The sequence below is a fragment of the Bacillus sp. URHA0034 genome (assembly GCF_056280405.1).
Window position 1 is genome coordinate 2032301 of record NZ_JBWCDK010000002.1, and the last position, 25389, is coordinate 2057689.

23 protein-coding genes are annotated in these 25389 nt (G+C 41.0%); 18 read left to right on the forward strand and 5 right to left on the reverse strand.

The genetic code is table 11. The annotated features are described in order from the left end of the window. The first annotated feature begins 528 nt into the window (after nt 1–528). Both ACZ9EE_RS11750 and ACZ9EE_RS11755 read left to right on the forward strand, forming a co-directional pair. Nucleotides 529–1491, forward strand: coding sequence for a D-2-hydroxyacid dehydrogenase (locus ACZ9EE_RS11750; protein ID WP_476027248.1), 963 nt, complete (start codon nt 529–531; stop codon nt 1489–1491). A 216-nt stretch (nt 1492–1707) separates the two neighbouring features. Then, nucleotides 1708–3135: a DUF5074 domain-containing protein gene (locus ACZ9EE_RS11755; protein ID WP_476027250.1), complete on the forward strand. Its 1428-nt coding sequence runs from the start codon at nt 1708–1710 to the stop codon at nt 3133–3135. A gap of 94 nt (nt 3136–3229) precedes the next feature. Here the strand turns inward: ACZ9EE_RS11755 and ACZ9EE_RS11760 are convergent, their stop codons facing one another. Beyond that, nucleotides 3230–5983: a dynamin family protein gene (locus tag ACZ9EE_RS11760; protein WP_476027252.1), complete on the reverse strand. Its 2754-nt coding sequence runs from the start codon at nt 5981–5983 to the stop codon at nt 3230–3232. A 269-nt stretch (nt 5984–6252) separates the two neighbouring features. Here ACZ9EE_RS11760 and ACZ9EE_RS11765 point away from each other — a divergent pair, with 269 nt between their 5' ends. After that, entirely contained in the window at nt 6253–6762 is a 510-nt protein-coding gene (locus ACZ9EE_RS11765; protein ID WP_476027254.1) for a hypothetical protein, read from the forward strand. Between the two features lie 68 nt (nt 6763–6830). On the opposite strand, the gene ACZ9EE_RS11770 is transcribed toward ACZ9EE_RS11765, so the two are convergent. The 3 genes from ACZ9EE_RS11770 to ACZ9EE_RS11780 form a co-directional block, all read right to left on the reverse strand. Further along, nucleotides 6831–7553, reverse strand: coding sequence for an amino acid ABC transporter ATP-binding protein (locus tag ACZ9EE_RS11770; RefSeq protein ID WP_476027256.1), 723 nt, complete (start codon nt 7551–7553; stop codon nt 6831–6833). Next, nucleotides 7550–8206 (reverse strand): amino acid ABC transporter permease, encoded by a 657-nt coding sequence (locus ACZ9EE_RS11775; RefSeq protein WP_476027257.1) that lies wholly within the window; start codon nt 8204–8206, stop codon nt 7550–7552. Before ACZ9EE_RS11775 ends, ACZ9EE_RS11770 begins: the two co-directional genes overlap by 4 nt. A 96-nt stretch (nt 8207–8302) precedes the next feature. Next, nucleotides 8303–9103 (reverse strand): basic amino acid ABC transporter substrate-binding protein, encoded by an 801-nt coding sequence (locus tag ACZ9EE_RS11780; RefSeq protein WP_476027259.1) that lies wholly within the window; start codon nt 9101–9103, stop codon nt 8303–8305. Between the two features lie 425 nt (nt 9104–9528). On the opposite strand from ACZ9EE_RS11780, the gene ACZ9EE_RS11785 reads away from it, so the two are divergent. From ACZ9EE_RS11785 to leuD, 15 genes are all read left to right on the forward strand, one after another. Next, a complete protein-coding gene (locus ACZ9EE_RS11785; RefSeq protein WP_476027261.1) occupies nt 9529–9912 on the forward strand; it encodes a hypothetical protein in 384 nt (127 codons plus the stop codon). A 170-nt stretch (nt 9913–10082) separates the two neighbouring features. Further along, a complete protein-coding gene (locus ACZ9EE_RS11790) occupies nt 10083–10220 on the forward strand; it encodes a hypothetical protein (RefSeq protein ID WP_215041302.1) in 138 nt (45 codons plus the stop codon). A 21-nt stretch (nt 10221–10241) separates the two neighbouring features. Further along, nucleotides 10242–10400: a hypothetical protein gene (locus ACZ9EE_RS11795; protein ID WP_476027264.1), complete on the forward strand. Its 159-nt coding sequence runs from the start codon at nt 10242–10244 to the stop codon at nt 10398–10400. A gap of 142 nt (nt 10401–10542) precedes the next feature. Then, a complete protein-coding gene (locus ACZ9EE_RS11800) occupies nt 10543–10869 on the forward strand; it encodes a MerR family transcriptional regulator (RefSeq protein WP_476027266.1) in 327 nt (108 codons plus the stop codon). A gap of 197 nt (nt 10870–11066) precedes the next feature. Then, nucleotides 11067–12329 (forward strand): ammonium transporter, encoded by a 1263-nt coding sequence (locus ACZ9EE_RS11805; protein ID WP_476027268.1) that lies wholly within the window; start codon nt 11067–11069, stop codon nt 12327–12329. A gap of 110 nt (nt 12330–12439) precedes the next feature. Beyond that, nucleotides 12440–13429: a DUF294 nucleotidyltransferase-like domain-containing protein gene (locus ACZ9EE_RS11810; RefSeq protein ID WP_476027270.1), complete on the forward strand. Its 990-nt coding sequence runs from the start codon at nt 12440–12442 to the stop codon at nt 13427–13429. Beyond that, a complete protein-coding gene (locus ACZ9EE_RS11815; RefSeq protein WP_476027272.1) occupies nt 13416–14150 on the forward strand; it encodes an exonuclease domain-containing protein in 735 nt (244 codons plus the stop codon). Before ACZ9EE_RS11810 ends, ACZ9EE_RS11815 begins: the two co-directional genes overlap by 14 nt. A gap of 365 nt (nt 14151–14515) precedes the next feature. Next, entirely contained in the window at nt 14516–16186 is a 1671-nt protein-coding gene (gene ilvD, locus ACZ9EE_RS11820; protein WP_476027274.1) for a dihydroxy-acid dehydratase, read from the forward strand. Nucleotides 16187–16901: 715 nt separating this feature from the next. After that, nucleotides 16902–18629, forward strand: a complete 1728-nt coding sequence (ilvB, locus tag ACZ9EE_RS11825) for a biosynthetic-type acetolactate synthase large subunit (RefSeq protein WP_476027276.1) — start codon at nt 16902–16904, stop codon at nt 18627–18629. After that, entirely contained in the window at nt 18626–19147 is a 522-nt protein-coding gene (gene ilvN, locus ACZ9EE_RS11830; protein WP_476027278.1) for an acetolactate synthase small subunit, read from the forward strand. Before ilvB ends, ilvN begins: the two co-directional genes overlap by 4 nt. 26 nt (nt 19148–19173) lie before the next feature. Further along, entirely contained in the window at nt 19174–20205 is a 1032-nt protein-coding gene (gene ilvC / locus ACZ9EE_RS11835) for a ketol-acid reductoisomerase (RefSeq protein ID WP_476027280.1), read from the forward strand. Further along, on the forward strand, nt 20192–21736 hold the full coding sequence (locus ACZ9EE_RS11840; RefSeq protein WP_476027282.1) for a 2-isopropylmalate synthase: 1545 nt from the start codon (nt 20192–20194) through the stop codon (nt 21734–21736). Before ilvC ends, ACZ9EE_RS11840 begins: the two co-directional genes overlap by 14 nt. Before the next feature lie 62 nt (nt 21737–21798). Further along, nucleotides 21799–22905: a 3-isopropylmalate dehydrogenase gene (gene leuB, locus ACZ9EE_RS11845; RefSeq protein WP_476027284.1), complete on the forward strand. Its 1107-nt coding sequence runs from the start codon at nt 21799–21801 to the stop codon at nt 22903–22905. A gap of 93 nt (nt 22906–22998) precedes the next feature. Next, nucleotides 22999–24417 carry a 3-isopropylmalate dehydratase large subunit gene (leuC, locus tag ACZ9EE_RS11850; RefSeq protein WP_476027286.1) on the forward strand — a complete coding sequence of 473 codons (1419 nt, stop codon included), beginning with the start codon at nt 22999–23001 and terminating at the stop codon, nt 24415–24417. 1 nt (nt 24418) lies between these two features. Then, nucleotides 24419–25003, forward strand: a complete 585-nt coding sequence (gene leuD, locus ACZ9EE_RS11855) for a 3-isopropylmalate dehydratase small subunit (protein ID WP_476027288.1) — start codon at nt 24419–24421, stop codon at nt 25001–25003. Nucleotides 25004–25046: 43 nt separating this feature from the next. Here the strand turns inward: leuD and ACZ9EE_RS11860 are convergent, their stop codons facing one another. Further along, the gene (locus tag ACZ9EE_RS11860) at nt 25047–25361 is read right to left on the reverse strand and encodes a DUF3892 domain-containing protein (protein WP_476027290.1); all 315 of its coding nucleotides are present in this window, start codon (nt 25359–25361) and stop codon (nt 25047–25049) included. Nucleotides 25362–25389 lie beyond the last annotated feature (28 nt).

Consider the following 25389-nt stretch of genomic DNA (forward strand, 5'->3'; position numbering starts at 1 on the left):
GACATTGAGCCTCCAGCGGGCATGATGTAAAGCCAGGAAGCCAGGCGTCTAACAACACCTGGCTTGCCCTCCAGGCTATCATGCCCGCCCCTCAATGTAAATTCGAAATAATAGTAGTGCACTATACTAATTTTTTTAGTTGAAAATCATTGTTGACACTTTTACACAATTAAATGGACTTGACTCTCATGACGCTCTTATGCGGACAAAAAACTGTTGCTACAGACAAATTCTGTCCTCATGGCGCTCTCATGCGGACAAAAAACTATTTATACAAGCGATTCTTGTCCTCATGGCGCTCTTATGCGGACAAAAAACTGTTGCTACAGGCTATTTCTGTCCTCATGGCGCTCTCATGCGGACAAAAAACTGTTCCTGCCGCATGAACAAAAATTCCACCGCAACAATTGGACAATTGCCCAAACAAGAGTGTCTAAATTTTCTACACAGCCCGATAAAAAGAAAAGGTTAATTTTTAAGTTTAGATACGATATGATTAGTCTATATCAATATAAAGGTGGGAGTTAAATGAGTAACCGGAAAATAGTCATTACACAAAACTTAAAGCAGGAATACATAGACAAACTTAAAGGCATCATCCCTGAATGGGATGTAATTGTCAGCAAAGAGCCAGAAGTTTGGAAGAAACATGCGAAGGATGCAGAAATTATTGCCGGCTGGAGAGAGGAATTAGCAGATTATTGCCTTACCCCTGGGTCAAACCTGCAATGGCTGCAAACCTGGAGTGCCGGGGTCGATTCGCTGCCTCTTGAGAAGCTGCAATCAAAAAATATTAATGTAACCAGCGCCAATGGTGTACATGCCTATCCAATCTCTGAAACTATCTTTGCCTTAATGCTCGGATTAACAAGGAAAATCCATACCTATGTTAAAAATCAACAAACAAAAACTTGGGATCATGCCCACATCAGCCTCGAAATCCACGAAAGAACGATTGGGATAATAGGCGTCGGTGAAATCGGAAAAGAAACAGCCAAATTAGCCAAAGCTTTTGGAATGACGGTGCTTGGAGTCAGGCACTCTGGGAAGCCTTCTGACTTCGTTGATGAAATGTATACACCAGACCAGTTAGATGAGTTGCTGCCAAAATGTGATTATGTGGTAGTAACCTTGCCGCTTACAAAAGATACACATAGCTTAATTGGAATGCAGCAGTTTAAGCAAATGAAACCGTCTGCCTATTTTATCAATATTGGCCGAGGTGAAATCGTGGTTGAAGCGGATCTAATTACGGCTTTACAAAAAGGTGAGATTGCGGGTGCCGGTTTGGATGTATTCGAAACAGAACCACTAAGTCCAGAAAGTCCATTATGGGAAATGGACAACGTCATTATTACCCCGCACACCTCCGGGGCAACGGAACACTATAATAAACGGGTCGTTGAAAACATCCTTATTCCCAATTTACAAACCTATTTAACTGGAAAAACTCCAAACATTAATTTAGTTAATTATGTAAAAGGCTATTAATAGGGACTTACCTTTATGTAGCTAGTCATCCTTTAAGAGCACTAGGAAAAGAAGCAAAGATTTCATCTACTAGCTGTTCAAAATATTAATAAAAAATAACTTGTGTCCAAACTTTGAAACAAAAAGTCTCGTTCATTAATTCTTCACACCAGTCCTCTTTTTATAGATAAGTTATTTATTATAGTTAACGTATCTCTATTAATAGGAGGAACACCCATGAAGAAATTATGGACAGCTTTTCTGCTAACGGCTCTAATCACGAGTGGATGCGGTTCAAATGCTACGCAGGAAAAGACTACTGCAAAAGCCGAAAAAGTTGTAAAAACAGCAAGCTTTGATGAGAAACTCGCTGGAGGTCAGCTTGGCAGTAAAACAATCGCTTTTGTCGGCGCTGGAACGGCCAATAAACTATGGGTCATTGATGGTAAGTATCACAAACTAGTCTCAACCATCGATGCAGGCGGCCCATATAATGAAAGAACCAATAAAGATTTTTATCCCAATTTAAATGACACCCACGCCATCGCTTTTACAAAAGATTTTAAAACTCTGTTCACAGGTGACTGGTATAACTACGACGAACCATCCTATGTAATTGCCATTGATCCAGTTACGATGAGAGAAAAGTGGAGACTCCCAACCGGAAAAGGCGCACATCATATTGCCCTATCTCCTGATGATAAGTATCTATTTGTAGCAAACCAGCATGACGGTACCCTTTCCGTGATTGATTTAGCCAAAAAGAAAAAAATCAAAGACCTGCAGACAGGTAAAGGAACCTGCTACTTAAGTCCAACAATGTATTGGGATGGAAAATCCATTGATACACAGTACATGTTCTTAAGTATTGAGAGCGAAAACAAAGTTGTTGCAATTGACATGAAGACGAATGAAATCGCGAAAAACATTCCGGTTGGCGGCATGGTCCATGGTACAAACCTAACTCCTGATGGCAAATATGTTTGGGCTGCTGTCATGGGCGCAAAAAAGGTTGCCGTCATTAATCCAAAAACACTTGAAGTTTCTGACGAAATTAAGTTAAAGGAAAGTCCGATTCACATCGCCTTTAGTCCGGACAGCAAATACGGATATGTGACAACAGGTGGAAATCAAATTTATAAACTTAATGTAAAAACCCATAAAATTGAGTGGAACTCAACAGGGACAACAGTTCCCGCTCATGTTGGCGTAGCTCCAGACGGTAAAGAGCTTTGGACACTAAACCATGGAATGGATAAGCGTTATCCCTATACACTTGGCGGTGCAGCCGTAAGCGGGGTCCAGGTTTGGGATACTAAGACAGGAAAATTAATTACAGAAATTGTCGCAGATGGTGTACCGCATGAAATCCAATTTGTTCCTTACAGTGTGTTCACACCGAAAACTGAAGCTGCAACAAAGTCTTCTCATGGAAATCATAACACAGTATCCGCGGCAGAAGATATTTATAAGAAAACGTGCCTAAGCTGCCATGGCAATGATTTAAAAGGCGGAGCCGGTCCAGATATTTCTAAAGTTGGCGGTAAATACAGCGAGCAAGAGATCCTCAACATTGTGAAGGATGGCAGAGGTATGATGCCTAGTAATTTGCTTTCTGATCAAGATTCTGAGAAAATCGCTAAGTGGTTAACTGAGCAAAAATAATTTAGTTGTAAAAAAACCCTTAAATCAGAAAAAAGATTTGAATACTCAGCATTAGTCCAAAAAAGGAGAACCTCACAGGTTCTCCTTTCAACTATTAATATACAGTTTGTATTCCTTTTCCGGCCACAGTCATCCATTCGAATTGTCGGAGCCTTACCCCGAATAATGTTAATGGATCGCGGAACATTTCCGGATTGGTATTCATCTTATTCAGCTGCTCCTGGTTTGATTCAATTCCCAGCTGAGCCTCACCTACTGCGGTGGTTAAATTCCTTAAAGGACTCTTAAAGAATAAGGTTACATCCCGCTCTAGAGATTTTTCAAACAGCTCAAATGGCTGGAAAAATTGCTTACTAACTTCTTCAATCGTTTCTGTGTAATCCTCATTTTCTACAAAGGCTTTGTATTTGTTATAAAGCATTGCTTTGTTTTGCGATATTGCGCCGAATAATTTTCCGGCACTCTTTAATAAAAATTGCGATGCCGTCCGGCGAAGGAGGATATTGACGGATTCCAGCTGGAATCTGCTTGTCATACGATCTGTGTCGCGGAGCCAATCATCGAGCACCTTGAAATCACAAGCAAGCGTCAGATGTTCTTCCCCGTACATCTGGTTAAAGCCATCAGCCATCTCATTTAAAAATTCCTGTGCCTGGTCAAACTCCTCTTTGCTATAGCCAATCCAATCCTGTAAGGAACCATAGAATTTAGGCATCACCGTTTGTTCCAAGTATTCTTGTAGTCGGCGATTCATTTCTTCGTTCAGTTCAAGATGAATATTACTAAAGTTGCTGTCTTCCTTAATAAGGGAGGAGCATTCTTTCAACATAGCAGGAATAGTGTTGGCAATATCCTTATGAATGGTTTCCCGAATCGTTCGGTACGATTTTGTAATTGCCTTTGTTTTTTGTGCCTCCGTATCCTTTAATTGATTAACGGCACCATTTAACTTGATATGCATATCTTCATTCCAGCGGATCGCTTCTACTAATTGATTTTCGACATCAATTCGTTTTTGCAATAGACTGGCAATGGTGGTACGAATAAAAAACAACAGCTTAGCCAGTCGTTTATCCTCTAGATTTCTAGTAACCTTGATCGACTGAATAAACTCTTTAATGTCCCCCATCTGCTGACGGCTTTCATATTGCGAAGAAAAGGCAAACACGTTTGCATCCGGTATAATTGAGTGAATCCTTGACTTGGTTTCCTCAAATATTCTTACCGCTTCATGCTCACCAACAATCGTATCCATTTTGCTTAATAGAAAATGTACAGGTATATCAGGTGCTAATTCTTGTATTTGGACGAGCGCTCCTCGTTCTTTGTCGGTAAACGGAGAGTTTCCATCAAGCACAAACAAGACAGCATCTGCTACTTGCAAGTTTTTCAATACTTCATAGCGGTCATTGTGATTTCCCTTTAACCCGGGCGTATCAATAAAAGTCACTTTGTTTTCTTGCAAAAATCCGTTTGGAAGCTTGAATTCAATAATGGATTCTAAGGCATTACGGCGGCGGTCCATTCGCTCTTGGAATTCATTAAAACCTTCTAAACTAGAAATTTGCCAATCAGTTATTTCCATTATTTCTTCTTCATCACTATCTCTAAACATGACAAGTGATGACGTTGGGCTGTCTTGAAGGTCTTCCCCAAGAACAGTATTAACAAAAGTCGATTTTCCACTTCCAGTTAACCCGGTAATCAGCAGATGCTGTCTATCAAAATCTACTAATTGCTCGACTAGCCATTTATATCGGTTATTCTCTCCCATATCATGTGCCGATGCCCAATCGACAATGGTATCAAATAGTGCAAGGCTCTCCTCTAGTTCATTGATGTCCGTCTCTGTTATGCTAATCAGCTGTTCCGCTTCAGAGACGATCGATAAACTGATTGTAGCCGGGAACAATTCGTTCCAAGAAAGCACCGCAGCAGATGCTAACACGACATTCCTTTCATCCGCTAAGCGAAACCAATTGGTCAACATGTCCGGGATAAAATCTTGCAGCATTTTAATAAAATATCGGCCTTCTATTAAATCGAAATAAGCCATTTTGTGAAGCTTTGATAGCTCATACCAGCTATCTTCTCTTTCGAGGTCGAGTTGTAGTAATAGCTGGTTGATTTCTCTGATCCAAGTGAAATAAGATTCTTCGTGTTCGTAACTTTTCCATAGTGAAGATACGAGCTGTTCAAATTTTTTCTTATCAAGTTGAAACAAACGAATCAAGGCTGGGGTAAAATAGCTCGGTGCATGGCCTTTTGTGACACCTTTGTCTACATAGGTATTTAAAATATTAAACCAAATTGGATCCTCCGAACGCATGGCTTCGGAGACGGCCAATTCAACCGCATGATCCCAATCCTGCTGCTCTTCGAAAAAGGTTCTGGCGATTTCGGTAACATTCGGATACTCCGGGTTTGCAGCAATTGTCCTTTTAATCGTGGCAACCGCTGACTCCGTCTTGCCGCGTTCTAGATAAAGAGAGAAAAGCTGTAAAGCTACCTCGGTATTTAATGTTGCATTATCGCTTGAGATTGCGGTATAAATATCCTCGGCAGTCGAAAGCAAACCTAGTTCATAATAGGCATCACCAGTATTTTTCTTTGCCCATGGGACGAGTTCATCGGTGATGTTTTCCCATTTAAAAATCGCCGTTTCATAGTCTTTATGATGAAAATACACTTCCCCTTGAGCAAAGCGTATAGATGATAGGTCTGGGAGATCCTTTGCTGCCTCTTCCTGAAACGCTTCGCCTAGAACGCGAATCGGGTGAATGTCTTCATGCTCATCGATGAACATTTTATAATACGTCTTTTGTTTGAGCTGCTCTTCTAACGTCATTTTCTTTCCCTCCAATTGCAAAACACTCTATGTCATTCATATGGAAAAGAGTCATATTTATTCCATATACTATTCGACGTATGTATGGATTTTAAGTCCCAATTATATCGATTCTAACAAAGGAATTTTTTAAAATGATGTCAGTTGTATTTCATTTTGAAGACAAACGTTAGGTTAGCGGGGAAACGATGAGGAGAAAAGGGTACTTTCTTCCTTTTTTTACGATTTTCAACGTATAATGGAAACAAATACCTAAAGGGGATACTCATTTGGAAAAGGGTCAAGCAATTTTTTTAACCGGACAAATCGAACACTCAAATCCAATAAGATATGAGATTAAGAAGCTAGAAACCGTGGGCGGGATGCTGAATAAGTTCCATCAATGGACGAATGGCAAGCAAGTGCTGGCCGGATATGAAGTATTCCGGCCAGATAGCGAACTCGGGCTTTATCTTTTATTCATAGACTGGCACCGCAATGGTAACTATTATTTAGTGATTTATGCACATGATAAATCCACTACCTGTGCAGAGATACGGCAAATACAAGAATTGGAAGACGGGCCCCATCTGGTTTGGTCCTATAAACCGTTTAAACGAGACGGAAAAAATGATCAAAGAAAGGCATATTTTAAACAGATGTTTGGTTCGACGACTATTCATATTAAATTGCCATCATCGCCAGCAGGAGTGGAAGATTTTCTTACACAGTTATTCAAGCTATGCCAAAACCGGGTTAGAGCGGATAAAATTACCGAAGTGTTTGATTTTGAGAATTGATATGGAGTTTAGTTTCTACTAAGACAAAAAAATAGGGAGCCCCTATGTCAGGCTCCCAATATCAACTATTATAATACCTTACTCAAAAACGCCTTCGTCCGCTCTTCTTGTGGATTGTCAAACAACTCAGCAGGAACCTTTTCTTCCACGACCAAGCCGCCATCCATGAAGATGACCCGGTCCCCAACTTCTTTCGCAAAGCCCATCTCGTGGGTAACGACCACCATCGTCATTCCCTCTTTAGCAAGATCCTTCATTACTTCTAAAACCTCACCAACCATCTCAGGGTCAAGTGCAGAGGTTGGTTCATCAAACAGCATGATCCTCGGCTCCATCGCCAGTGCCCTGGCAATCGCCACCCGCTGCTTCTGCCCGCCTGATAATGAATCCGGATAAGCATCGGCCTTATCCTCAAGGCCAACTTTTCGTAACAGCTCTATTGCTTTTGCTCTTGCCTTTTCTGCAGGAATATTCCTTACCTTCATTGGGGCAAGCATAATATTGTCAATCACCTTTTTATGAGGGAAAAGATTAAATTGCTGAAACACCATTCCTACTTCCGTGCGAATTTTATTGATATCTGTTTTTTTATCAGTAATATCAACGCCTTCAATCAGAACATGTCCGCCAGTAATGGTTTCAAGCATGTTAATACAACGAAGAAACGTTGATTTCCCTGAACCAGAAGGTCCAATAACAACGACTACCTCTTGCGGCTTGACTGTAACGTTAATGTCTTTAAGAACCTCATTCGTTCCAAACGACTTTTTTAAATTTTTCACCTGAATCATTCGGTTGCAAACCTCCTTTCAAGTTTACCTAATAGGAAGTTAAGCGATAAGGTTAGCACTAAATAAATAGCAGCTGATGATAGATATGGTTCCCATGGACGCATATACTCCCCTTGCATAGCCTGTCCCCAGTACATTAACTCAGGAGCTGCAATCAGTGCCGCTAATGAAGAATCCTTGATTAAAACGATAAATTCATTCCCAAGCGGAGGAATCATTCGTTTAAAGGCTTGAGGCAAGATAACATATCGCATAGCTTGTACATGTGTCATCCCAAGTGAACGGGCTGCCTCCATTTGTCCCTTGTCAATCGATTGAATCCCGGCCCGGAAGATTTCCGCCACATAGGCTGCCGAGTTTAAGGATAATGCTAAAATGGCAGCAACGATTGCATTTGTGGAATGAAGAAATGCTGGTACAACGGCAAAATGAATTAATAGTATTTGGACCATTAACGGTGTGCCGCGGAAAAAGTTTATATACCATCTAAATGGCAAAGAATATAACTTTTTTTTCGTCATTTTCCCTAATCCAATAAATAAACCAAGAATGGTACCAATGATAATACTTGCGATTGAAAAACCAATCGTTAATAATGTCCCCTTTAAAAGTAAGGGCGCATAATCTACTATGATATCCCACCTAAAATCCATTACGATCCCCCCGACATATTGAGTAGGCAAATTCATTTATTAAGCAAAAATTGCGTAACTGCCTATTAATAGAAGTTACGCAATTTCAATAGAGTACTATTGTTGGTCTTTCAATGTTTGAGTATCAGGTTCCACCCCAAACCACTTTTTGTAGATTTTTGCATATGTTCCGTTGTCAATAACATTCTTCACCGCTTTGTCTAACTCACCTTTCAGCTTACTGCCTTTTGGTAATAACAGACCATAAAATTCATTTGAAAAAGCAGCATCATCTTCTATGAATTTAAAGTTGTCTTTTGGATTGTTTTTTACATAGGTTTCAATAACCGAGTTATCAGCCACAACGGCGTCAGCTCCACCATTTTTCAATTCAAGAATGGCTAGATTGTTATTTTTAAACTTTTTAAGGTTTTGGTTATTCTTCCCAAATAACTTTTCGACTACTTCCTGTCCAGTAGTTCCATTTTGAACGGCAATCTTTTTGCCTTCTAAATCCTTCGCACTCTTAATAGAACTTCCTTTTGGCACTAGGATTTCATTTCTGGATAGGAAATATGGAACTGTAAAATCATAGCTCTGTTGGCGTTCTGGAGTGATGGTAATCGCAGATACAGCGAAATCAGCTGTTTTCTTTTCAATCTCAACAAAGATTGGATCCCAGCCAACATGCTCAATGTTTACATTGTAACCAGCTTCCTTGGCAACAGCGTTAACAAAATCAACATCGAATCCGACGACTTTTCCTTTTTCTTGGTATTCAAATGGTGCATAGGCCGCATCGGTTACCACTCTTAGTGTTTTCTTCTCGCTTCCCCCTGTTTTACTAGTTCCACAAGCTGATAGCAGCAGGAGTAAACCTACTACCATAAGGGTTGTAACTACCTTTAATTTTTTCATGTTTGAACCTCCTAATTATTTTTTATAAAAACTATTTTTTAAACATTGATAATTTTTAGACTATATATGATTATAATCTTTTTCGTGTTTTTATTCAATATTTTATTTTCTTACTATATTAATATGTTAGAGGCTAAAATCAATTATAATATAGAAGTTTTACCTCCTAATTCCACTAGGGTCACAGATTTAATGAATAGTAAAAGCTAGTACATCTCTCCATATCCTGTAAATAATCTGACGAAACCCCTTAAATTAAACGCCATACTAACTTCCATTATTATGAAGAATATAAAAATTTTATAAAAATCAGATGAACAGGGACTATTTTCAGTGTGTAAATGATCCTTATAGGCATTCGCCGTTTCTTCAAACCCTCCGCTACATAATCTATAGGGTAATATCACATAAGGAGAGATGCCTAAATGAATCCCTACGAATATTATCAAGTTCCACAAATGCCAATTGAATATCACAGCTATGTACCTGTAGAACAATATCCTTCCTACGGTCCAACGGAACCAATTCATTCCTATGGTCCAACAGAACCTATTCATTCCTACGCGCCAATCGAACAAGTGAATCATTATGCTCCAATTGACCCATACGACCCAAATCGGCAGCCACAGCAGCTAGAACGTCGAGTGAGTCAGCTTGAAAGACAAAATGAACGTCAAATGAGAGATATTAATCAACTCCAACGGGATATAACTCAGCTGCAAAGACGGCTCCTACGCGTCAATCAGCGAGTAAGAGCAATCGAAAATCGTCTCCACATTCCATTTACACCTTTTGATGGAGAATTTTAAAGCCTCATGAAGAACCGGTCTTTGGCCGGTTCTTTTTCATTCGTTAGAAATTCTTTCAAAACTATCCATGCCCAAGAAAATATCCTGTTAACCTTTCTAACATCTTCCCTGACAAGAGCAAAAAAATAAGGTAATTTTTGATTATAAACTTATCGAAGGGGAGAATTGACATGAATCAACGACATGAAATTAAATTAGCGATGCAAATCTTACAATTAGATAAATTACGTGATGAATTATATGAAGAGCTCATGAAAACGATGGGCTCTAAAGGACACGAACTTTTACGAAAGCTGCAAAACGCCTAATATCAAAAGGAGGGAATGACGTTGACAACCCACTTACGAAGAGGCCTTGAACGACTAAAACAATATTATATTAAAAAGTTAGCAGGTTCAGATATCTTTTATTCATCTGCCGAGCTTCAATCACTTACCGTTAGTGAACTGGAGATTCTTTATAAGAAGTCGATGCCCTCTAAAAAATAACGTCCCTCTACTCCAAAAAGATTTATTCCATAAAAAAATAAAGCATCTAAGTACAAATATCCATTTTCATGTGAGAAAATGTAACGTATAATATTTAAAATATTCTAACTACGAGCAAAACGGGGTGTGGTGAGCGACTATAATGGGAAAAGATATGTCTTATAAAGATAAAAAGGTTATTACCATTGGTATTGTCAGGGATTTAACCGGACTTTCCGAAAGACAAATACGGTATTACGAAGAGAGAAAGCTGATTTTCCCTGAACGATCTTCAGGCGGAAGCCGTAAATTTTCCTTTTCTGATGTTGAATTATTAATGGATATTGCGAACAAAATTGAGGACGGAATTCAAACACACGAAATTAGAAAGGAAATGCTTCGGGAACAAAAGAAACAAAATCAGGATGATATTCGCCGGAAAATGATTCAAGGACAGCTTAATGCCCAGTTTGGTATACGAAGAAGCTAACACGAAAAAGAAAAGGCCTCGATTCTTTTTATTAGAAACGAGGCCTTTTCTATGTGGCTTAGGGAGATTTCTTCCCCTTTCTTAAAAACCATGTCAGAAAATCTCCCACAATTATAGATAGCAGACTCTAACTATTGTAAAGTTACAACTACAGAGGATGTTATAAAAATTAACATTATTAATAAGGGGGAGAATAAATGGATACTACATTCTTAATGAACAGTCTATGGGTAATGTTGGGTGCAGTACTCGTTATTTTAATGATCGGCGGTTTTATCTTGTTAGAAACAGGATCGACCCGAATGAAAAATGCTGGACATATCGCTGGCAAAACCATATTAACATTTAGTATCAGTTCCATTATCTTTTGGGCAGTTGGTTTTGGTTTAATTTTTGGTAAAGGAAATGCACTGATTGGTTTCTCAAATTTTTTATATTCGGGCTATGATATGGATAGTTTATCACTCTCTGGTTCAGTCTTCTTTTTATTTCAATTAGCTTTTGCAGGTATTTCATTAACGATTGCGTTTGGCGGGTTCGCAGAGCGGGCGAAATTAAGTGCTTATCTTGTATTTGCCGTTCTTTTCTCAGTCATTGTCTATCCCCCTATCGCTCACTGGATCTGGGGCGGCGGCTGGTTAGCTGAGCATGGTAAACAAGACTTTGCTGGATCAACGGTTGTTCACTTAACAGGAGCAATGGCAGCACTTGCTGCTACCATTCTATTAAAGCCACGGATTGGAAAATATAACAAAGATGGTTCCGCTAATAATCTAGCCGGACATAACCAGGTATTCACAGCCTTAAGCGTCTTACTATTATGGGTTGGCTGGTTCGGATTCAATGCAGGCAGTACGTTATCTGTTGACAAAGGTTTCTTTGGGTTTGTTGCCATGAATACCAATCTTGCTGCAGCAGCTGGAACGATAGCAGCGATGATCGTTTCTTGGATCGTATTAGGAAAAGCAGATGTTCCTATGATGTTAAACGGTGCTTTAGCCGGTCTTGTAGCAATCACTGCATCCTGTGCTTTCGTAGAAACCTGGGCAGCCGTCCTTATTGGATTTATCGCTGGAATATTAGTGTTTTATAGTATCAGATTCTTTGAGAAAATTAAAATTGATGACCCGATTGCCGCTCTATCTGTTCACGGAACCGCTGGGGTTTGGGGAACGTTATCGAACGGATTCTTCGCTACAAAAGAATTAGCCACTGTTGGTAAACCAGGTTTATTTTACGGCGGCGGTTTACATCAGCTTGGCGTTCAAGCATTAGGGGTTTTCACCTGTGCCGCCTTCGCCTTTATCGTCTCCTTCATCCTTCTAGCCGTAATGAAGAAAGTAATGAACGGTTTACGTGTCACTGAAGAGGAAGAAATTATCGGTCTAGATATGAGTGAGCACGGCAGCTACGGATACCCTGAATTAGTAAAAGCTGAACAGCAGATTAAAGTTCAATAATAAAAGCTGCAGCGCCTTGACCGGGCGCTGCAACTAGCAATTAATAAAATATTTGGGCGGTCATTCCTTTTTTGCAGGGTGTGACTGCTATTTGAATTTAGGGGGTGTACATGTTGCTGCATGACCCATATTCGGAAGTAATTCAGATTAAAGACGAAAAACTGAAAAATGTTTGCTATGACCATTTTAAACTTAACCAACTGCATGATGATTTGATCCACCGGGTAGCAGCTATCGCTATTAACCAGGTTTCGATCCAACACGGACTTCCTCCATCACCATTTACATTCTTCGTCATGGGCAGCGCAGGCAGGATGGAACAATCAGTATGGAGCGACCAAGACCATGGCATGATTTATCTTGATTCATCAGACGAAGTCAAATCATACTTTTTAACATTAGGAAAAGAAATTTCCAAAGGACTCTATCAGGCAGGATACAGGTATTGCGACGGGGGCGTGATGGCCAGCAATCCTTTCTGGTGTAAATCGCTTAGTGAATGGGAGCAGCAATTATCGAAATGGATGGCTGAATCCACTTGGGAATCGATCCGTTATCTTCTCATTTTTCTAGACGGAAGAACGATTTATGGAGAGAGCGCTTATGTTGAAAAGCTAAAGGACTTTATTTATCAAAACATGAATCAACATCAATTACTGACTAAATCATTAAGCAATACTCTTCATCTCAAAAAAGGCATCAACGTATTAGGCCAGCTTTTAACAGAGACACACGGAGCGCATACCGGGAAACTAAATATCAAAGAAATAGGCCTTTTTCCATATGTAAATGCGATTCGACTCCTATCGATGAAAGAAAAGCTGCACGAAACCTCATCACTTTTACGCCTCGAAAAAATACCAGAGGTATATTTCCCTGCGAGTGACAAAGCTTTTTTTAAAAAACAATTCTTAAAACTGCTATCCTACCGATTATTATTTTCTGACCATAAAGACTATGATTCAGGTCATTATTTAACTGTCAGCCAACTGACAAAAGAACAGGCTAGAGAGGTAAAGGAGATCATCAAAAATGGTGCAGCTCTCTTTCATAATATGAAAAGGTTACTAGAAAAGGATGATTCAGATGAGAATGAATAATATGGTCCACTTTTTCCGCCAATTATCTGGGAGAGCAAATTCAAACCTATTCGCAAGTTTACCAAATCAATCCTCGCTGCAGCAAATGGCCTTCCTTAGAGAAATACAAAGAGAAATGAAAGAAAAGAACAGCTTAGACGTTCCACTCAACGAATTAAGGGTGGTTGTCTTTGATTTAGAAACGACCGGTTTTTATCCTGAAAAGGGTGACCAAATCATTTCGATTGGCGCTGTCAAAATGACAGGCGCCCAACTGAAGGAACAGGAAACCTTTTATACATTAGTAAAATCAGATCTTCCATTATCGAATGAAATTTCTGCCTTAACCAATATTTACGATGAAGATTTAAGTACCGCCCCGATTGCTCAAGAAGCACTAATGCAATTCTTTCAATTTATCAAAAGTGACCTTTTAGTAGCACACCATGCCAGTCACGAGCAGGCTTTTATGAAAAAAATTACAAGCGATGTATTACGAACAAGGTTCGACCACAGGGTAGTCGATACTTCCTTTCTCATCCGCCTTTCAAACCCTTATCTGAAATCTGCTCCACTAGAGGAGGTTTGCGAGACTTGCGGGATTGAGGCAGAGAATCGGCACCACGCCCTAAGCGATGCCATTATGACAGCTAAAGTTTGGAGATATTATTTACAGCTAGCAGAGGAAAAGGGCTTCCGGTATCTGCGCCAAGTTTATGAATATTTAGCAAAAATTGGGTGATAAACTACTATACTAGTCTAATATTTTCTCCTATTAGCTTAGTAGTTTCCAACTGGACTTTTATTCCCCTCTCCCCTACTTACTACTGAAATTTCTCCGAATTTTCTCTACTCACTATTAACGAATAAAAAATTTTTTAAAAATTTTTTATTTACAAATTCCTTATTAGACCAATAATGAAAACGCTATCAGCTAATTTAATTTGTTAGAATTGTCAGATTTCTATATTGACCATGTTTTCAATTGGTTGTATGATTATCGAAAATAAAGCATCAATCATTAACAGATGAATTGTTACAATCGACGGAGTGGCTTGTTACCTAGAAGGAGCAAACCATGCTATTGTCAGTTAGGAGCTAAAAAAAATGCGAAGCGATATGATTAAAAAGGGAATTGATCGTGCTCCCCACCGCAGCTTATTATACGCAACAGGGGTAAAAACGAGTGATCTAGAAAAACCATTTATCGGAGTTTGTAACTCGTATATTGACATTATCCCAGGACATAAACATCTTAATCATTTCGGGGAAATAGTAAAAGAAGCGATCCGGGAAGCCGGAGGTATTCCATTTGAGTTTAATACAATCGGTGTCGATGATGGAATCGCAATGGGACATATTGGGATGCGCTACTCCCTTCCCAGCCGTGAAATTATCGCCGACAGTGCTGAAACAGTCATTAATGCACACTGGTTCGATGGTGTTTTTTATATCCCAAACTGTGACAAAATCACCCCAGGGATGTTAATGGCTGCCGCTAGAACAAACGTGCCATCAGTTTTTGTATCTGGCGGTCCAATGGAAGCTGGCGTTTCACCATCTACAGGTAAAAATCTTTCCCTTACTTCAGTTTTTGAAGGCGTTGGTGCATACCACAACGGCACAATCAGCCAACAGCAACTGCTTGAAATTGAAACCAATGCCTGTCCTACCTGCGGCTCCTGTTCCGGAATGTTCACAGCAAATTCCATGAACTGTTTAATGGAAGTTTTAGGAATGACGGTTCCTGGTAACGGCACGATGGTTGCGACATCCGAGGAAAGACATGAACTTATCAAACAAGCTGCTAGACATCTTATAGAATTAATTAAAAATGATATTAAACCACGTGACATCATTACTAGGGAAGCCATTGATAATGCTTTTGCACTTGATATGGCCATGGGCGGCTCGACTAATACCGTGTTACACACATTAGCCATCGCCCATGAAGCAGGTATTGATTATGATCTCCGCGAAATTAATAAAATTGCGGAAAGAGTCCCTTATCTATCAAAGATTATGCCGGCATCTGACTATTCTATGGACGACGTACATCGTGCCGGAGGCGTTAGTGCTATCATCAATGAGCTTTATAAAGTGGAAGGCGCCTTACATGATAACTGCCTGACTATTACAGGAAAAACTCTACAGGAAAATGTGAAGGAAGCAACAATCACAAATGAAGCGGTTATCCGGACAAAAGATAATCCATATAGCCCAGTTGGTGGACTATCCATCCTATATGGAAACATTGCTCCAGATGGTGCCGTCATCAAGGTTGGTGCAGTTGATCCTTCAATTAAAACATTCTTGGGTGAGGCAATTGTCTTTGATTCCCAGGAAGATGCACAAGAAAACATTAATAACGGCACTGTGAAGGCAGGCCACGTCGTGGTTATTCGTTATGAAGGACCAAAAGGCGGACCGGGAATGCCGGAAATGCTTGCTCCAACCTCAGCCATTATGGGCCGGGGATTAGGTAAAGAAGTTGCCCTTATAACCGACGGCCGCTTCTCTGGTGCAAGCCGAGGGATTTCAATCGGCCATATCTCACCAGAAGCAGCAGAAGGCGGACCAATCGCCCTCGTTGAAAATGGTGACAAAATTTTAATCGACCTTGAAGCTCGTTCAATTGAACTTGTTGTTGATGATGAAGTACTAGCTGCAAGACGTACGGCATGGGTAAAACCTGAGCCAAAAATTAAAACTGGTTATCTAGCAAAATATGCAAAGCTAGTCACATCTGCCAATACTGGCGGGATTATGAAAATATAAAGTTTAGCAATTGTGCCGGTTCTGCGGTTAAATTCGCTGAGGTACCAAGCTAAATACGGGAAAAGTTAGTACCCCTCCCCTTCCCTATGGAAGTTAAGGTGCTAGAAGTGTTAAGTGAAGATCATTTGACAAAATCATAGTTAAATCGATGACGGGAATAAAGGAATAAGAACTTGTATTTTCAGAGAGCTGGGGTTGCTGGAAGCCCAGTAATACAACTTATTCTGACATCATCCCTGAGTGTTGGGCTGAAATGTGTTACAAGTAGGCTCAATCAGGTGTATATTTTTTAAGCACCTGTTACCAAAAGAAGCGAATCTTTTTAGTTGTCGCTTCCTAAGACAGTATTCGTAAGGATACTGTGAAAACCGGGTGGTACCGAGAAATGAAAGGCCTTTTCTCCCCGATTATTCTGCTATGATGTCTTTATTGCAGTTAATTCGAGGAAAATAGGCCTTTTTAACTATGTTGGAGCAGATATACTGGAAGGCCAGATTAGGATTCTACAAAATATCAGTGAATTCTACAAATTTTGAAAAGATTCTACAAAATTAATTACAAATCTACAAAACTTGTAGATTATTCTACAAAAATAAGATATGATTCTAAAAAATAGAGATTATTCCGAAAATATAAACAAAGCATCAATCAATGACAGACACCGTCTACTGTGAATTTTTCAAATATTCAAATACCCTTAAGGAGGGATTATGACGTGAAAGTAGAAGCAAAAAAGCTTGAGGTCCAAACAACTACAGAGCCGAGAACCGGTGCAGACCTTCTCATTGACTTACTAAAAGAAGAAGGTGTAGAAACCCTGTTTGGCTATCCAGGTGGTGCAGTGCTTCCAATCTATGATGCCATTTACCGCGCAAAGGATAGAATCAAGCATGTTCTCTTCCGACATGAACAAGGAATGATTCATGCAGCTGAAGGGTATGCCCGGGTTACCGGCAAACCTGGAGTCGTCATTGCCACCTCAGGACCTGGAGCAACCAACCTTGTAACAGGTATAACTGATGCAATGATGGATTCCCTGCCGCTTGTTATTTTCACTGGGCAGGTTGCAAGAAGCATCATCGGAACAGACGCCTTCCAAGAAGCGGATATTATGGCGATTACCACGCCGATTACGAAACATAACTATCAGGTACAAACAATTGAAGACTTACCGCGCATTGTCAAAGAAGCCTTTCATATTGCTTCTACCGGACGGCCAGGGCCAGTCTTAGTCGATGTCCCTAAAGATATTTCCGCCGGATTTTTAACAGAAGAACCTGAAGCAGCAAGCATTAATTTGCCTGGATACCAGCCAACAACAAAGCCAAATCCATTTCAAATTAAAAAGCTTGCCGAATCCATTTCAAAGTCAATTAAGCCTGTGATTCTTTCAGGCGCCGGTGTTCTCCATGGAAGAGCATCAGCAGAATTGACTGCTTTTGCGGAAAAACATCAAATCCCTGTTGTCACTACTTTACTTGGACTTGGTACCTTTCCGGCAGATAATCCACTTTCGTTAGGAATGGGTGGAATGCATGGAACGTATGCAGCTAACATGGCAATTTACGAGTGTGACCTGCTGATCAACTTTGGGGCCCGTTTCGATGACAGACTCACAGGCAATCTTAAACACTTCGCACCTTTTGCGAAAGTTGCCCATATTGACATCGATCCAGCCGAAATTGGTAAAAATGTTTCAACACATCTTCCGATCGTTTCTGATACGAAAGAGGCACTTTGCGAGTTGCTTGAACAGGAAATTGAGTCACCTAAAGCTGCTGAATGGCTGGAGAAATTAACCCAAGATAAACAGGAGTATCCGCTTTGGTATAAACATGATCCAAACGGAATGTGTCCGCAATGGGTGATTGAAGCAGTCCATAAAGTAACGAATGGTAATGCCATTGTCGCAACTGATGTGGGACAGCACCAAATGTGGGCCGCACAATATTACACCTTTAAGCAGCCGCATCGCTGGATTACATCAGGTGGACTTGGAACAATGGGCTTTGGCTTCCCTGCTGCGATTGGCGCACAAATCGCCGAACCGGATAGTACTGTCGTTGCAATTGTTGGTGATGGCGGCTTCCAAATGACACTTCAGGAGTTATCGATTATTTATGAAAGAAACCTTCCGGTAAAAATCATTATTGTCAACAACGGCGCACTTGGAATGGTTCGCCAGTGGCAGGAACTATTACACGGAAACAGGATTTCTGAATCGATTCTTCATACACAGCCTGATTTTGTCAAACTGGCTGACAGCTATTCGATTAAGGGTTATCGGGTTAATAATCAGGAAGAATTAATTACAGTTTTACCGGAAGTATTTGCCCATAAGGGTCCGGTATTAGTTGATTGCCGTGTTCTTCAGCAAGAAAAAGTATTCCCGATGATTGCCCCTGGTAAAGGTATTCATGAAATGTTAGGGGTGAAACCATGAAACGGATCATAACAGCAACCGTTCAAGACCGAAGCGGTGTCTTAAACCGGGTCACCGGCCTCTTACAAAGACGCCAATTCAATATTGAAAGTATTTCAGTTGGTCCATCCGAAACTGAGGGTATTTCAAAAATGACCCTGGTGGTTGAAGTAGAAGACGAACAACGCCTTGAACAGGTAACGAAACAATTAAACAAGCAAATTGATGTATTAAAAGTTTCCGATATTACTGATAAGGCAATTGTCGCCCGCGAGCTGGCCTTAATTAAAGTAGCCTCAAGCAGCCATTTGCGCAGTGAAATCAACGGGATTATTGATCCGTTCCGTGCCTTAATTATTGACGTAAGTAAAGACAGTCTCGCCGTTCAAATTACAGGCCGTCCCGATAAAATCGATGCCCTGATTGAGATGCTCCGCCCTTACGGTATTAAAGAAATTGCCAGAACCGGTCTGACTGCCCTCCAACGCGGGCACCAGCCACAAGTAAATGATCTAGCAACATATTCACTATTAAAATAACAATATATCTGAGAGGATGATTCATAATGGTAAAGGTACTTTATAACGGAGATATTCAAGAGGAAATTTTACAAGGAAAGAAAATCGCAATAATCGGATATGGTTCTCAAGGTCATGCACATGCACTTAACTTAAAAGAAAGCGGCTTTGATGTAGTAGTCGGTTTACGTGAAGGAAAATCTTGGGATAAAGCAATTGAAGATGGTTTAGATGTACGTCCTGTTGCAGAAGCAACTGCAGCTGCGGATGTAGTAATGGTTCTTCTTCCAGATGAAATGCAGCCAAAAGTATATGAAGAAAGTATCAAACAAAACCTTGAAGCAGGAAACGCTCTTGTATTCGCTCATGGCTTCAACATTCATTTCAGCCAAATCGTCCCTCCTGCTGATGTTGACGTATTCTTAGTAGCTCCAAAAGGTCCAGGACATTTAGTTCGCCGTACTTACACTGAAGGCGCTGGAGTTCCTGCTCTATATGCGGTTTACCAAGACTACACTGGGCAAGCTCGTGAAGTTGCTCTTGCTTATGCAAAAGGAATTGGTGCTGCTCGTGCCGGCGTATTGGAAACTACTTTCCAAGAAGAAACAGAAACAGATTTATTCGGAGAACAAGCGGTTCTTTGCGGTGGTGCTACTGCCCTAATCAAAGCTGGCTTCGAAACTTTGGTTGAAGCAGGTTATCAGCCTGAAGTTGCTTATTTCGAGTGTTTACATGAGTTGAAATTAATCGTTGACCTTTTATATGAAGGTGGCTTAGAAAACATGCGTTATTCTATCTCTGACACTGCACAATGGGGAGATTTCGTTTCTGGACCACGTGTAGTTAACGAAGAAACTAAAGCACGCATGAAAGAAGTACTAAAAGATATCCAAACTGGTAAATTTGCTCAGGGCTGGATCATTGAGAACCAAACTAACCGCCCGCAATTCAATGCTATTAACCGTGCAGAAAACAATCACCAAATCGAGGTTGTTGGCCGCGAGCTTCGTGCGTTAATGCCGTTTATTAAAAAGCCTGTAAACGCCAAGAAAGAAGTGGTGGTAAATGGTTCACGTTAACATCTTTGATACAACCTTACGTGATGGAGAACAGTCCCCTGGTGTAAATTTAAACCAGCTTGAGAAATTAGAAATTGCCAGACAGCTAGAGCGGTTTGGGGTTGACATTATGGAGGCCGGATTCCCGGCTTCCTCTCAAGGCGATTTCGAAGCAGTTAGAGCCATTGCTCAGACGATCAAAAACTCATCTGTTACAGGCTTGGCACGTGCAACAAAATCGGACATTGACATTGCGTGGGATGCGTTAAAGGATGCAGCCGAACCAAGATTGCATGTATTTCTTGCTACCTCCCCTATCCACATGAAATATAAGTTGATGAAAACTCCAGAGGAAGTAGTGAACACAGCAGTAGACATGGTTAGATATGCGAAACAGAGATTCCCGCATATTGAATGGTCTGCAGAAGATGCCTCCCGTTCTGATCTGGATTTTCTAGTCCAAATAATAACCAAGGTCATTGATGCCGGGGCGACAGTCATTAATCTTCCGGACACGGTAGGCTATACCACACCTGAAGAATATGGCCGGATGTTCCGCTACATCAGAGAAAATGTACCCAATATTCATAAAGCCGCCCTATCCTGTCATTGTCATGATGATTTAGGTATGGCCGTTGCCAATTCTTTGGCGGCAATTGAAAACGGGGTAACGCAAGTGGAAGGTACTATTAACGGTATTGGTGAACGTGCCGGTAACGCCTCATTAGAAGAGGTGGCCGTTGCCTTGAATATCCGTAAAGATAAGTATCCATTTACTACAAATCTAGTATTAAAAGAAATCAAACGCACAAGCGACCTGGTCAGCCGTTTAACAGGCATGATTGTTCCACCTAATAAAGCAGTCGTAGGAAGAAATGCCTTCGCTCATGAATCAGGGATCCATCAGGATGGCGTATTAAAAAATACGTTAACCTATGAGATTATTACCCCTGAATTAGTCGGCGTTAAATCTAATGATTTAGTCCTGGGAAAACATTCCGGCCGACATGCTTTTAAAGATAAGATTGAACAAATGGGCTATACCTTAGCGCCTGAAAAACTTGCTGAAGCATTTACTGCTTTTAAACAGTTGACTGATCGCAAAAAAGAAGTGACCGACGAGGATCTCTTCACCATTCTGACTGATATTCAAACTACCACGATCGATGTGAAAAAATATGAATTGGTTGCCTTCCAAGTACAGTATGGTTCCGCAAACCTTCCTACCGCGACAGTTGCTCTAACAACACCAGATGGAAATCGGGTTGAAACAGCACGTACGGGTTCTGGAAGTGTTGAAGCATTGATGAACACACTTGAGGCACTAATTGCAGAAGAAATTCATTTGACTGATTTCAGACTAAGCTCTGTCGGTCAAGGACGTGATGCACTTGCTGAAGCCCATGTGAAAATGACTGTAAACGGAACCTCATTTTCGGGCCGCGGCTCTGCACAGGACGTTCTGGAAGCATCTGCAAAGTCCTTCTTAAATGCAGTCAATCGCGTATTTTTTAATCAATCAGCAGTAGTTCAGGAACCAGCAACAATATAAAAAAGTAAGGCGTCTACATAGGCGCCCTCTCGTAAAACAAAAAAATGAGGAGGTTGCTTCTAATGAAAAAACATATTGTCTTACTTCCCGGGGATGGGATTGGCAAGGAAGTTATTAATTCTGCAAGAGATGTGTTACATGCGATTGCGGAAGAATTTAACCACAGTTTTAGCTTTGAAACCCATGAAATCGGAGGAGCAGCCATTGACCAATATGGCACTCCCCTTCCGGATTCAACAGTAGATGCCTGTAAACAAGCAGATGCTGTTTTACTAGGAGCTGTAGGCGGACCTAAGTGGGATCAAAATCCCTCTCATCTTCGCCCTGAACGCGGTTTGCTCGGTATCCGAAAAGCACTGGACTTATATGCAAATTTAAGGCCAATTAAGGGATTTAAGAACCTGCTCCATGCCTCCCCTCTAAAAGAAGAAGTGGTGTCAGGAAGCGACCTCCTCATTGTACGTGAATTAACGGGCGGGCTTTATTTTGGTACACCAAGTGAACGGCGTGATAATGGAAGCTCTGTTGTCGACACCCTTTCCTATACTCGTAAGGAAATTGAACGAATTGTAGATAAAGGCTTTCAGGCTGCCCAGCAGCGCCGCGGTCACCTTACCTCGGTTGATAAAGCAAATGTTCTTGAGTCCAGTAAGATGTGGCGGGAAGTCGTGGAGGAAAAGAAAGCTCAATATCCTGATGTTGTGGTTGAACATCTGTTAGTTGATGCGGCTGCAATGAAATTAATCACAAACCCAACACAGTTTGATGTAATTGTGACCGAGAACCTTTTTGGCGATATTTTAAGTGACGAAGCTTCCGTTTTAACTGGCTCGATTGGTATGCTCCCTTCTGCGAGCTTACGTGAAGATGGTGTTGGTCTGTACGAACCTGTTCATGGTTCGGCACCTGATATTGCCGGTAAAGGCATTGCCAATCCAGCAGCCATGATTTTATCAGCTGCCATGATGCTGAGATATTCATTTGATTTAAATAACGAAGCCAAAGTGATTGAAGATGCTGTGCAGTCGGTTCTTGATTCTGGATTCCATACAGGTGACCTTCAAATTTCAGAAGGACGCCAAGTTGGAACAGCAGAGATGACAAAATTGATTGTTGATTATATTAAATCGCAGCATGCATCCAAATGCATCGCTAGCTGTTATTATTAATTCATTTGCAGGGTAAACCAGTTGGTAAAATGGTTTACCCGCAATTTTTCTATCGATGAAAACTATAAATCTCTTATAGTGAGGAAGTGTGCTATGAAAACACCAAAAACGATTATCCAAAAAATTTGGGAACAACATGTTGTCCATCAAGAAGAAGGAAAACCAGATTTACTATATATTGATTTGCATCTTGTTCATGAAGTAACCTCTCCTCAAGCATTTGAGGGCTTACGCATGAACGGGCGCAAGGTTCGCCGCCCTGACCTTACTTTTGCAACAATGGATCATAACGTACCAACCCGCCAGAGGCTGACTATTGACGATCCTGTTTCAAAAAATCAGATCGATACCTTACAAAAAAATTGTCAGGAATTCGGCGTAACCCTTGCTGACATTCATCATCCGGACAACGGCATTGTCCACGTTATCGGACCTGAGCTAGGTCTTACACAACCGGGTAAAACGATTGTTTGCGGCGATAGTCATACTTCTACCCACGGTGCATTTGGTGCTCTTGCCTTTGGAATTGGAACCAGCGAAGTGGAACATGTTCTTGCTACCCAAACGCTTTGGCAGGCAAAACCAAAGACCCTTAATGTAAAGGTAAATGGAAAACTTGGGACAGGTGTTACCGCGAAAGATCTAATACTAGCAATTATTGGTAAATTTGGCGTTCAATTTGGCACTGGTTATGTCATTGAATACACTGGTGAGGCAATCCGCTCTCTTTCCATGGATGAGCGCATGACAGTCTGCAACATGTCGATTGAAGCTGGTGCTAGAGCAGGATTAATTACGCCGGATGAAACCACTTTTGAATATTTACGCGGACGCAGACATGCCCCTCAAGGCGAAGAGTTTGAGAAAGCTGTCGCAAAATGGCGTGCCTTAGCAACCGATGAAGGTGCAGTCTATGATACAGTTGTGGAAATAGATGCAGCTGAAGTTGAACCGCAGGTTACATGGGGAACGAACCCTGGTATGTGTATCCCGGTTACAGCAAACGTACCAAGCCCTGATGATAGCGATAAGCCAAGTGAAAAAGACGAAATTAAACGTGCCCTTGAATATATGGGACTTGAAGCTGGACAGCCTCTATCAAGTGTGGTCATTGATCACGTATTTATTGGTTCTTGTACAAATTCACGTTTAAGTGATTTACGTAAAGCTGCTGAAGTTGTCCGCGGCAAAAAGGTGAACCCTGCGGTTAAAGCGATCGTCGTTCCAGGTTCATTTAGCATTAAACTTGCTGCTGAAAAAGAAGGTATTGATCAGGTGTTTATCGAAGCTGGTTTTGAATGGCGTGAAGCTGGCTGCAGTATGTGTCTTGCAATGAACGATGACATTGTTCCACCAGGTGGACGCTGTGCTTCTACTTCTAACCGTAACTTTGAAGGACGCCAAGGAAATGGTGCCCGCACCCACCTTGTAAGTCCCGAGATGGCAGCTGCCGCAGCGGTAGCCGGTCATTTTGTAGATGTCCGTCAATTTACTGCACAGGAGGTTATTTAAATTGGAACCGTTACGCGTACATCAAGGCCTTGTTTATCCATTAAACCGGTCTAATATTGATACTGACCAGATTATCCCTAAGCAGTTTTTGAAACGGATTGAACGAAGTGGTTTCGGCCAATTTCTATTTTATAACTGGCGTTTTGATGACAACGGAAATCCCCGCCCTGATTTTTCACTAAATGAGCCAAAATATAACGGCGCATCCATCATCGTGGCTGGTGAGAATTTTGGCTGTGGCTCCTCTCGTGAGCATGCCCCATGGGCTGTTCAGGATTACGGTTTCAAGGTCATCATTGCCCCAAGCTATGCTGATATTTTTAAAAACAACTGTGTGAAAAATGGCATTCTTGCTATTCAGGCTAGTGAGGCTCAGGTCCAGACAATTATTAAAAAGGCAGAGTCCACTGAATACACATTGACAGTAGACCTTGAGGAACAGAAAGTTTACGACAATGAGGGCTTTGAGCTTTCCTTCGATATCGCACCATACCCTAAGCAAATGCTGCTTAATGGCTGGGATGAAATTGGCGTTACTTTAACTTATGAGGACAAAATTAAGCAATATGAAGCAGTAAACAATTAATGAATGCGCTGGGCGTTGCCCAAGCGCATTTTTTTCTTGCTCTTTAAAATTCGGGGAGCTGATCAAGGTTGTTTTCCTTAATACCGTCCGGCTCACTCCGAATAATGTCCCGGCCGTATTTATGAAACACATCTACGTGGGCAAGTTTACCAGCCTTCGCCTCACTCAATGCCGTTAGATAATCTAACTCCCGGCCCACATTGGTTCTGAACGCGATGATGTCGCCATCATCATTTTTTCTAACTGCTACAAACTCCTCTTTTCCCGTGTTATTACCTTGTTGTGCTTCGATTTGTGCCTGCTGCTCACTTTGCGCCTTATACTCTTCGTAAATTTTTTGATAATCCTTCTGCTCCATACGTTCCACCTCCGAACATTTGTTAGTA

Excerpts from the sequence above, each read along its gene's own strand:
- leuB (WP_476027284.1), top strand. The coding sequence starts at position 21,799 with ATGAAAAAACATATTGTCTTACTTCCCGGGGATGGGATTGGCAAGGAA.
- ilvD (WP_476027274.1), top strand. The coding sequence starts at position 14,516 with ATGCGAAGCGATATGATTAAAAAGGGAATTGATCGTGCTCCCCACCGC.
- ACZ9EE_RS11810 (WP_476027270.1), top strand. The coding sequence starts at position 12,440 with ATGTTGCTGCATGACCCATATTCGGAAGTAATTCAGATTAAAGACGAA.
- ACZ9EE_RS11805 (WP_476027268.1), top strand. The coding sequence starts at position 11,067 with ATGGATACTACATTCTTAATGAACAGTCTATGGGTAATGTTGGGTGCA.
- ACZ9EE_RS11800 (WP_476027266.1), top strand. The coding sequence starts at position 10,543 with ATGGGAAAAGATATGTCTTATAAAGATAAAAAGGTTATTACCATTGGT.
- ilvC (WP_476027280.1), top strand. The coding sequence starts at position 19,174 with ATGGTAAAGGTACTTTATAACGGAGATATTCAAGAGGAAATTTTACAA.
- ilvN (WP_476027278.1), top strand. The coding sequence starts at position 18,626 with ATGAAACGGATCATAACAGCAACCGTTCAAGACCGAAGCGGTGTCTTA.
- leuC (WP_476027286.1), top strand. The coding sequence starts at position 22,999 with ATGAAAACACCAAAAACGATTATCCAAAAAATTTGGGAACAACATGTT.
- ACZ9EE_RS11755 (WP_476027250.1), top strand. The coding sequence starts at position 1,708 with ATGAAGAAATTATGGACAGCTTTTCTGCTAACGGCTCTAATCACGAGT.
- ACZ9EE_RS11790 (WP_215041302.1), top strand. The coding sequence starts at position 10,083 with ATGAATCAACGACATGAAATTAAATTAGCGATGCAAATCTTACAATTA.
- ACZ9EE_RS11815 (WP_476027272.1), top strand. The coding sequence starts at position 13,416 with ATGAGAATGAATAATATGGTCCACTTTTTCCGCCAATTATCTGGGAGA.
- ACZ9EE_RS11750 (WP_476027248.1), top strand. The coding sequence starts at position 529 with ATGAGTAACCGGAAAATAGTCATTACACAAAACTTAAAGCAGGAATAC.
- ACZ9EE_RS11785 (WP_476027261.1), top strand. The coding sequence starts at position 9,529 with ATGAATCCCTACGAATATTATCAAGTTCCACAAATGCCAATTGAATAT.
- ACZ9EE_RS11760 (WP_476027252.1), bottom strand. The coding sequence starts at position 5,983 with ATGACGTTAGAAGAGCAGCTCAAACAAAAGACGTATTATAAAATGTTC.
- ACZ9EE_RS11780 (WP_476027259.1), bottom strand. The coding sequence starts at position 9,103 with ATGAAAAAATTAAAGGTAGTTACAACCCTTATGGTAGTAGGTTTACTC.
- ACZ9EE_RS11775 (WP_476027257.1), bottom strand. The coding sequence starts at position 8,206 with ATGGATTTTAGGTGGGATATCATAGTAGATTATGCGCCCTTACTTTTA.
- ACZ9EE_RS11840 (WP_476027282.1), top strand. The coding sequence starts at position 20,192 with ATGGTTCACGTTAACATCTTTGATACAACCTTACGTGATGGAGAACAG.
- ACZ9EE_RS11770 (WP_476027256.1), bottom strand. The coding sequence starts at position 7,553 with ATGATTCAGGTGAAAAATTTAAAAAAGTCGTTTGGAACGAATGAGGTT.
- ACZ9EE_RS11860 (WP_476027290.1), bottom strand. The coding sequence starts at position 25,361 with ATGGAGCAGAAGGATTATCAAAAAATTTACGAAGAGTATAAGGCGCAA.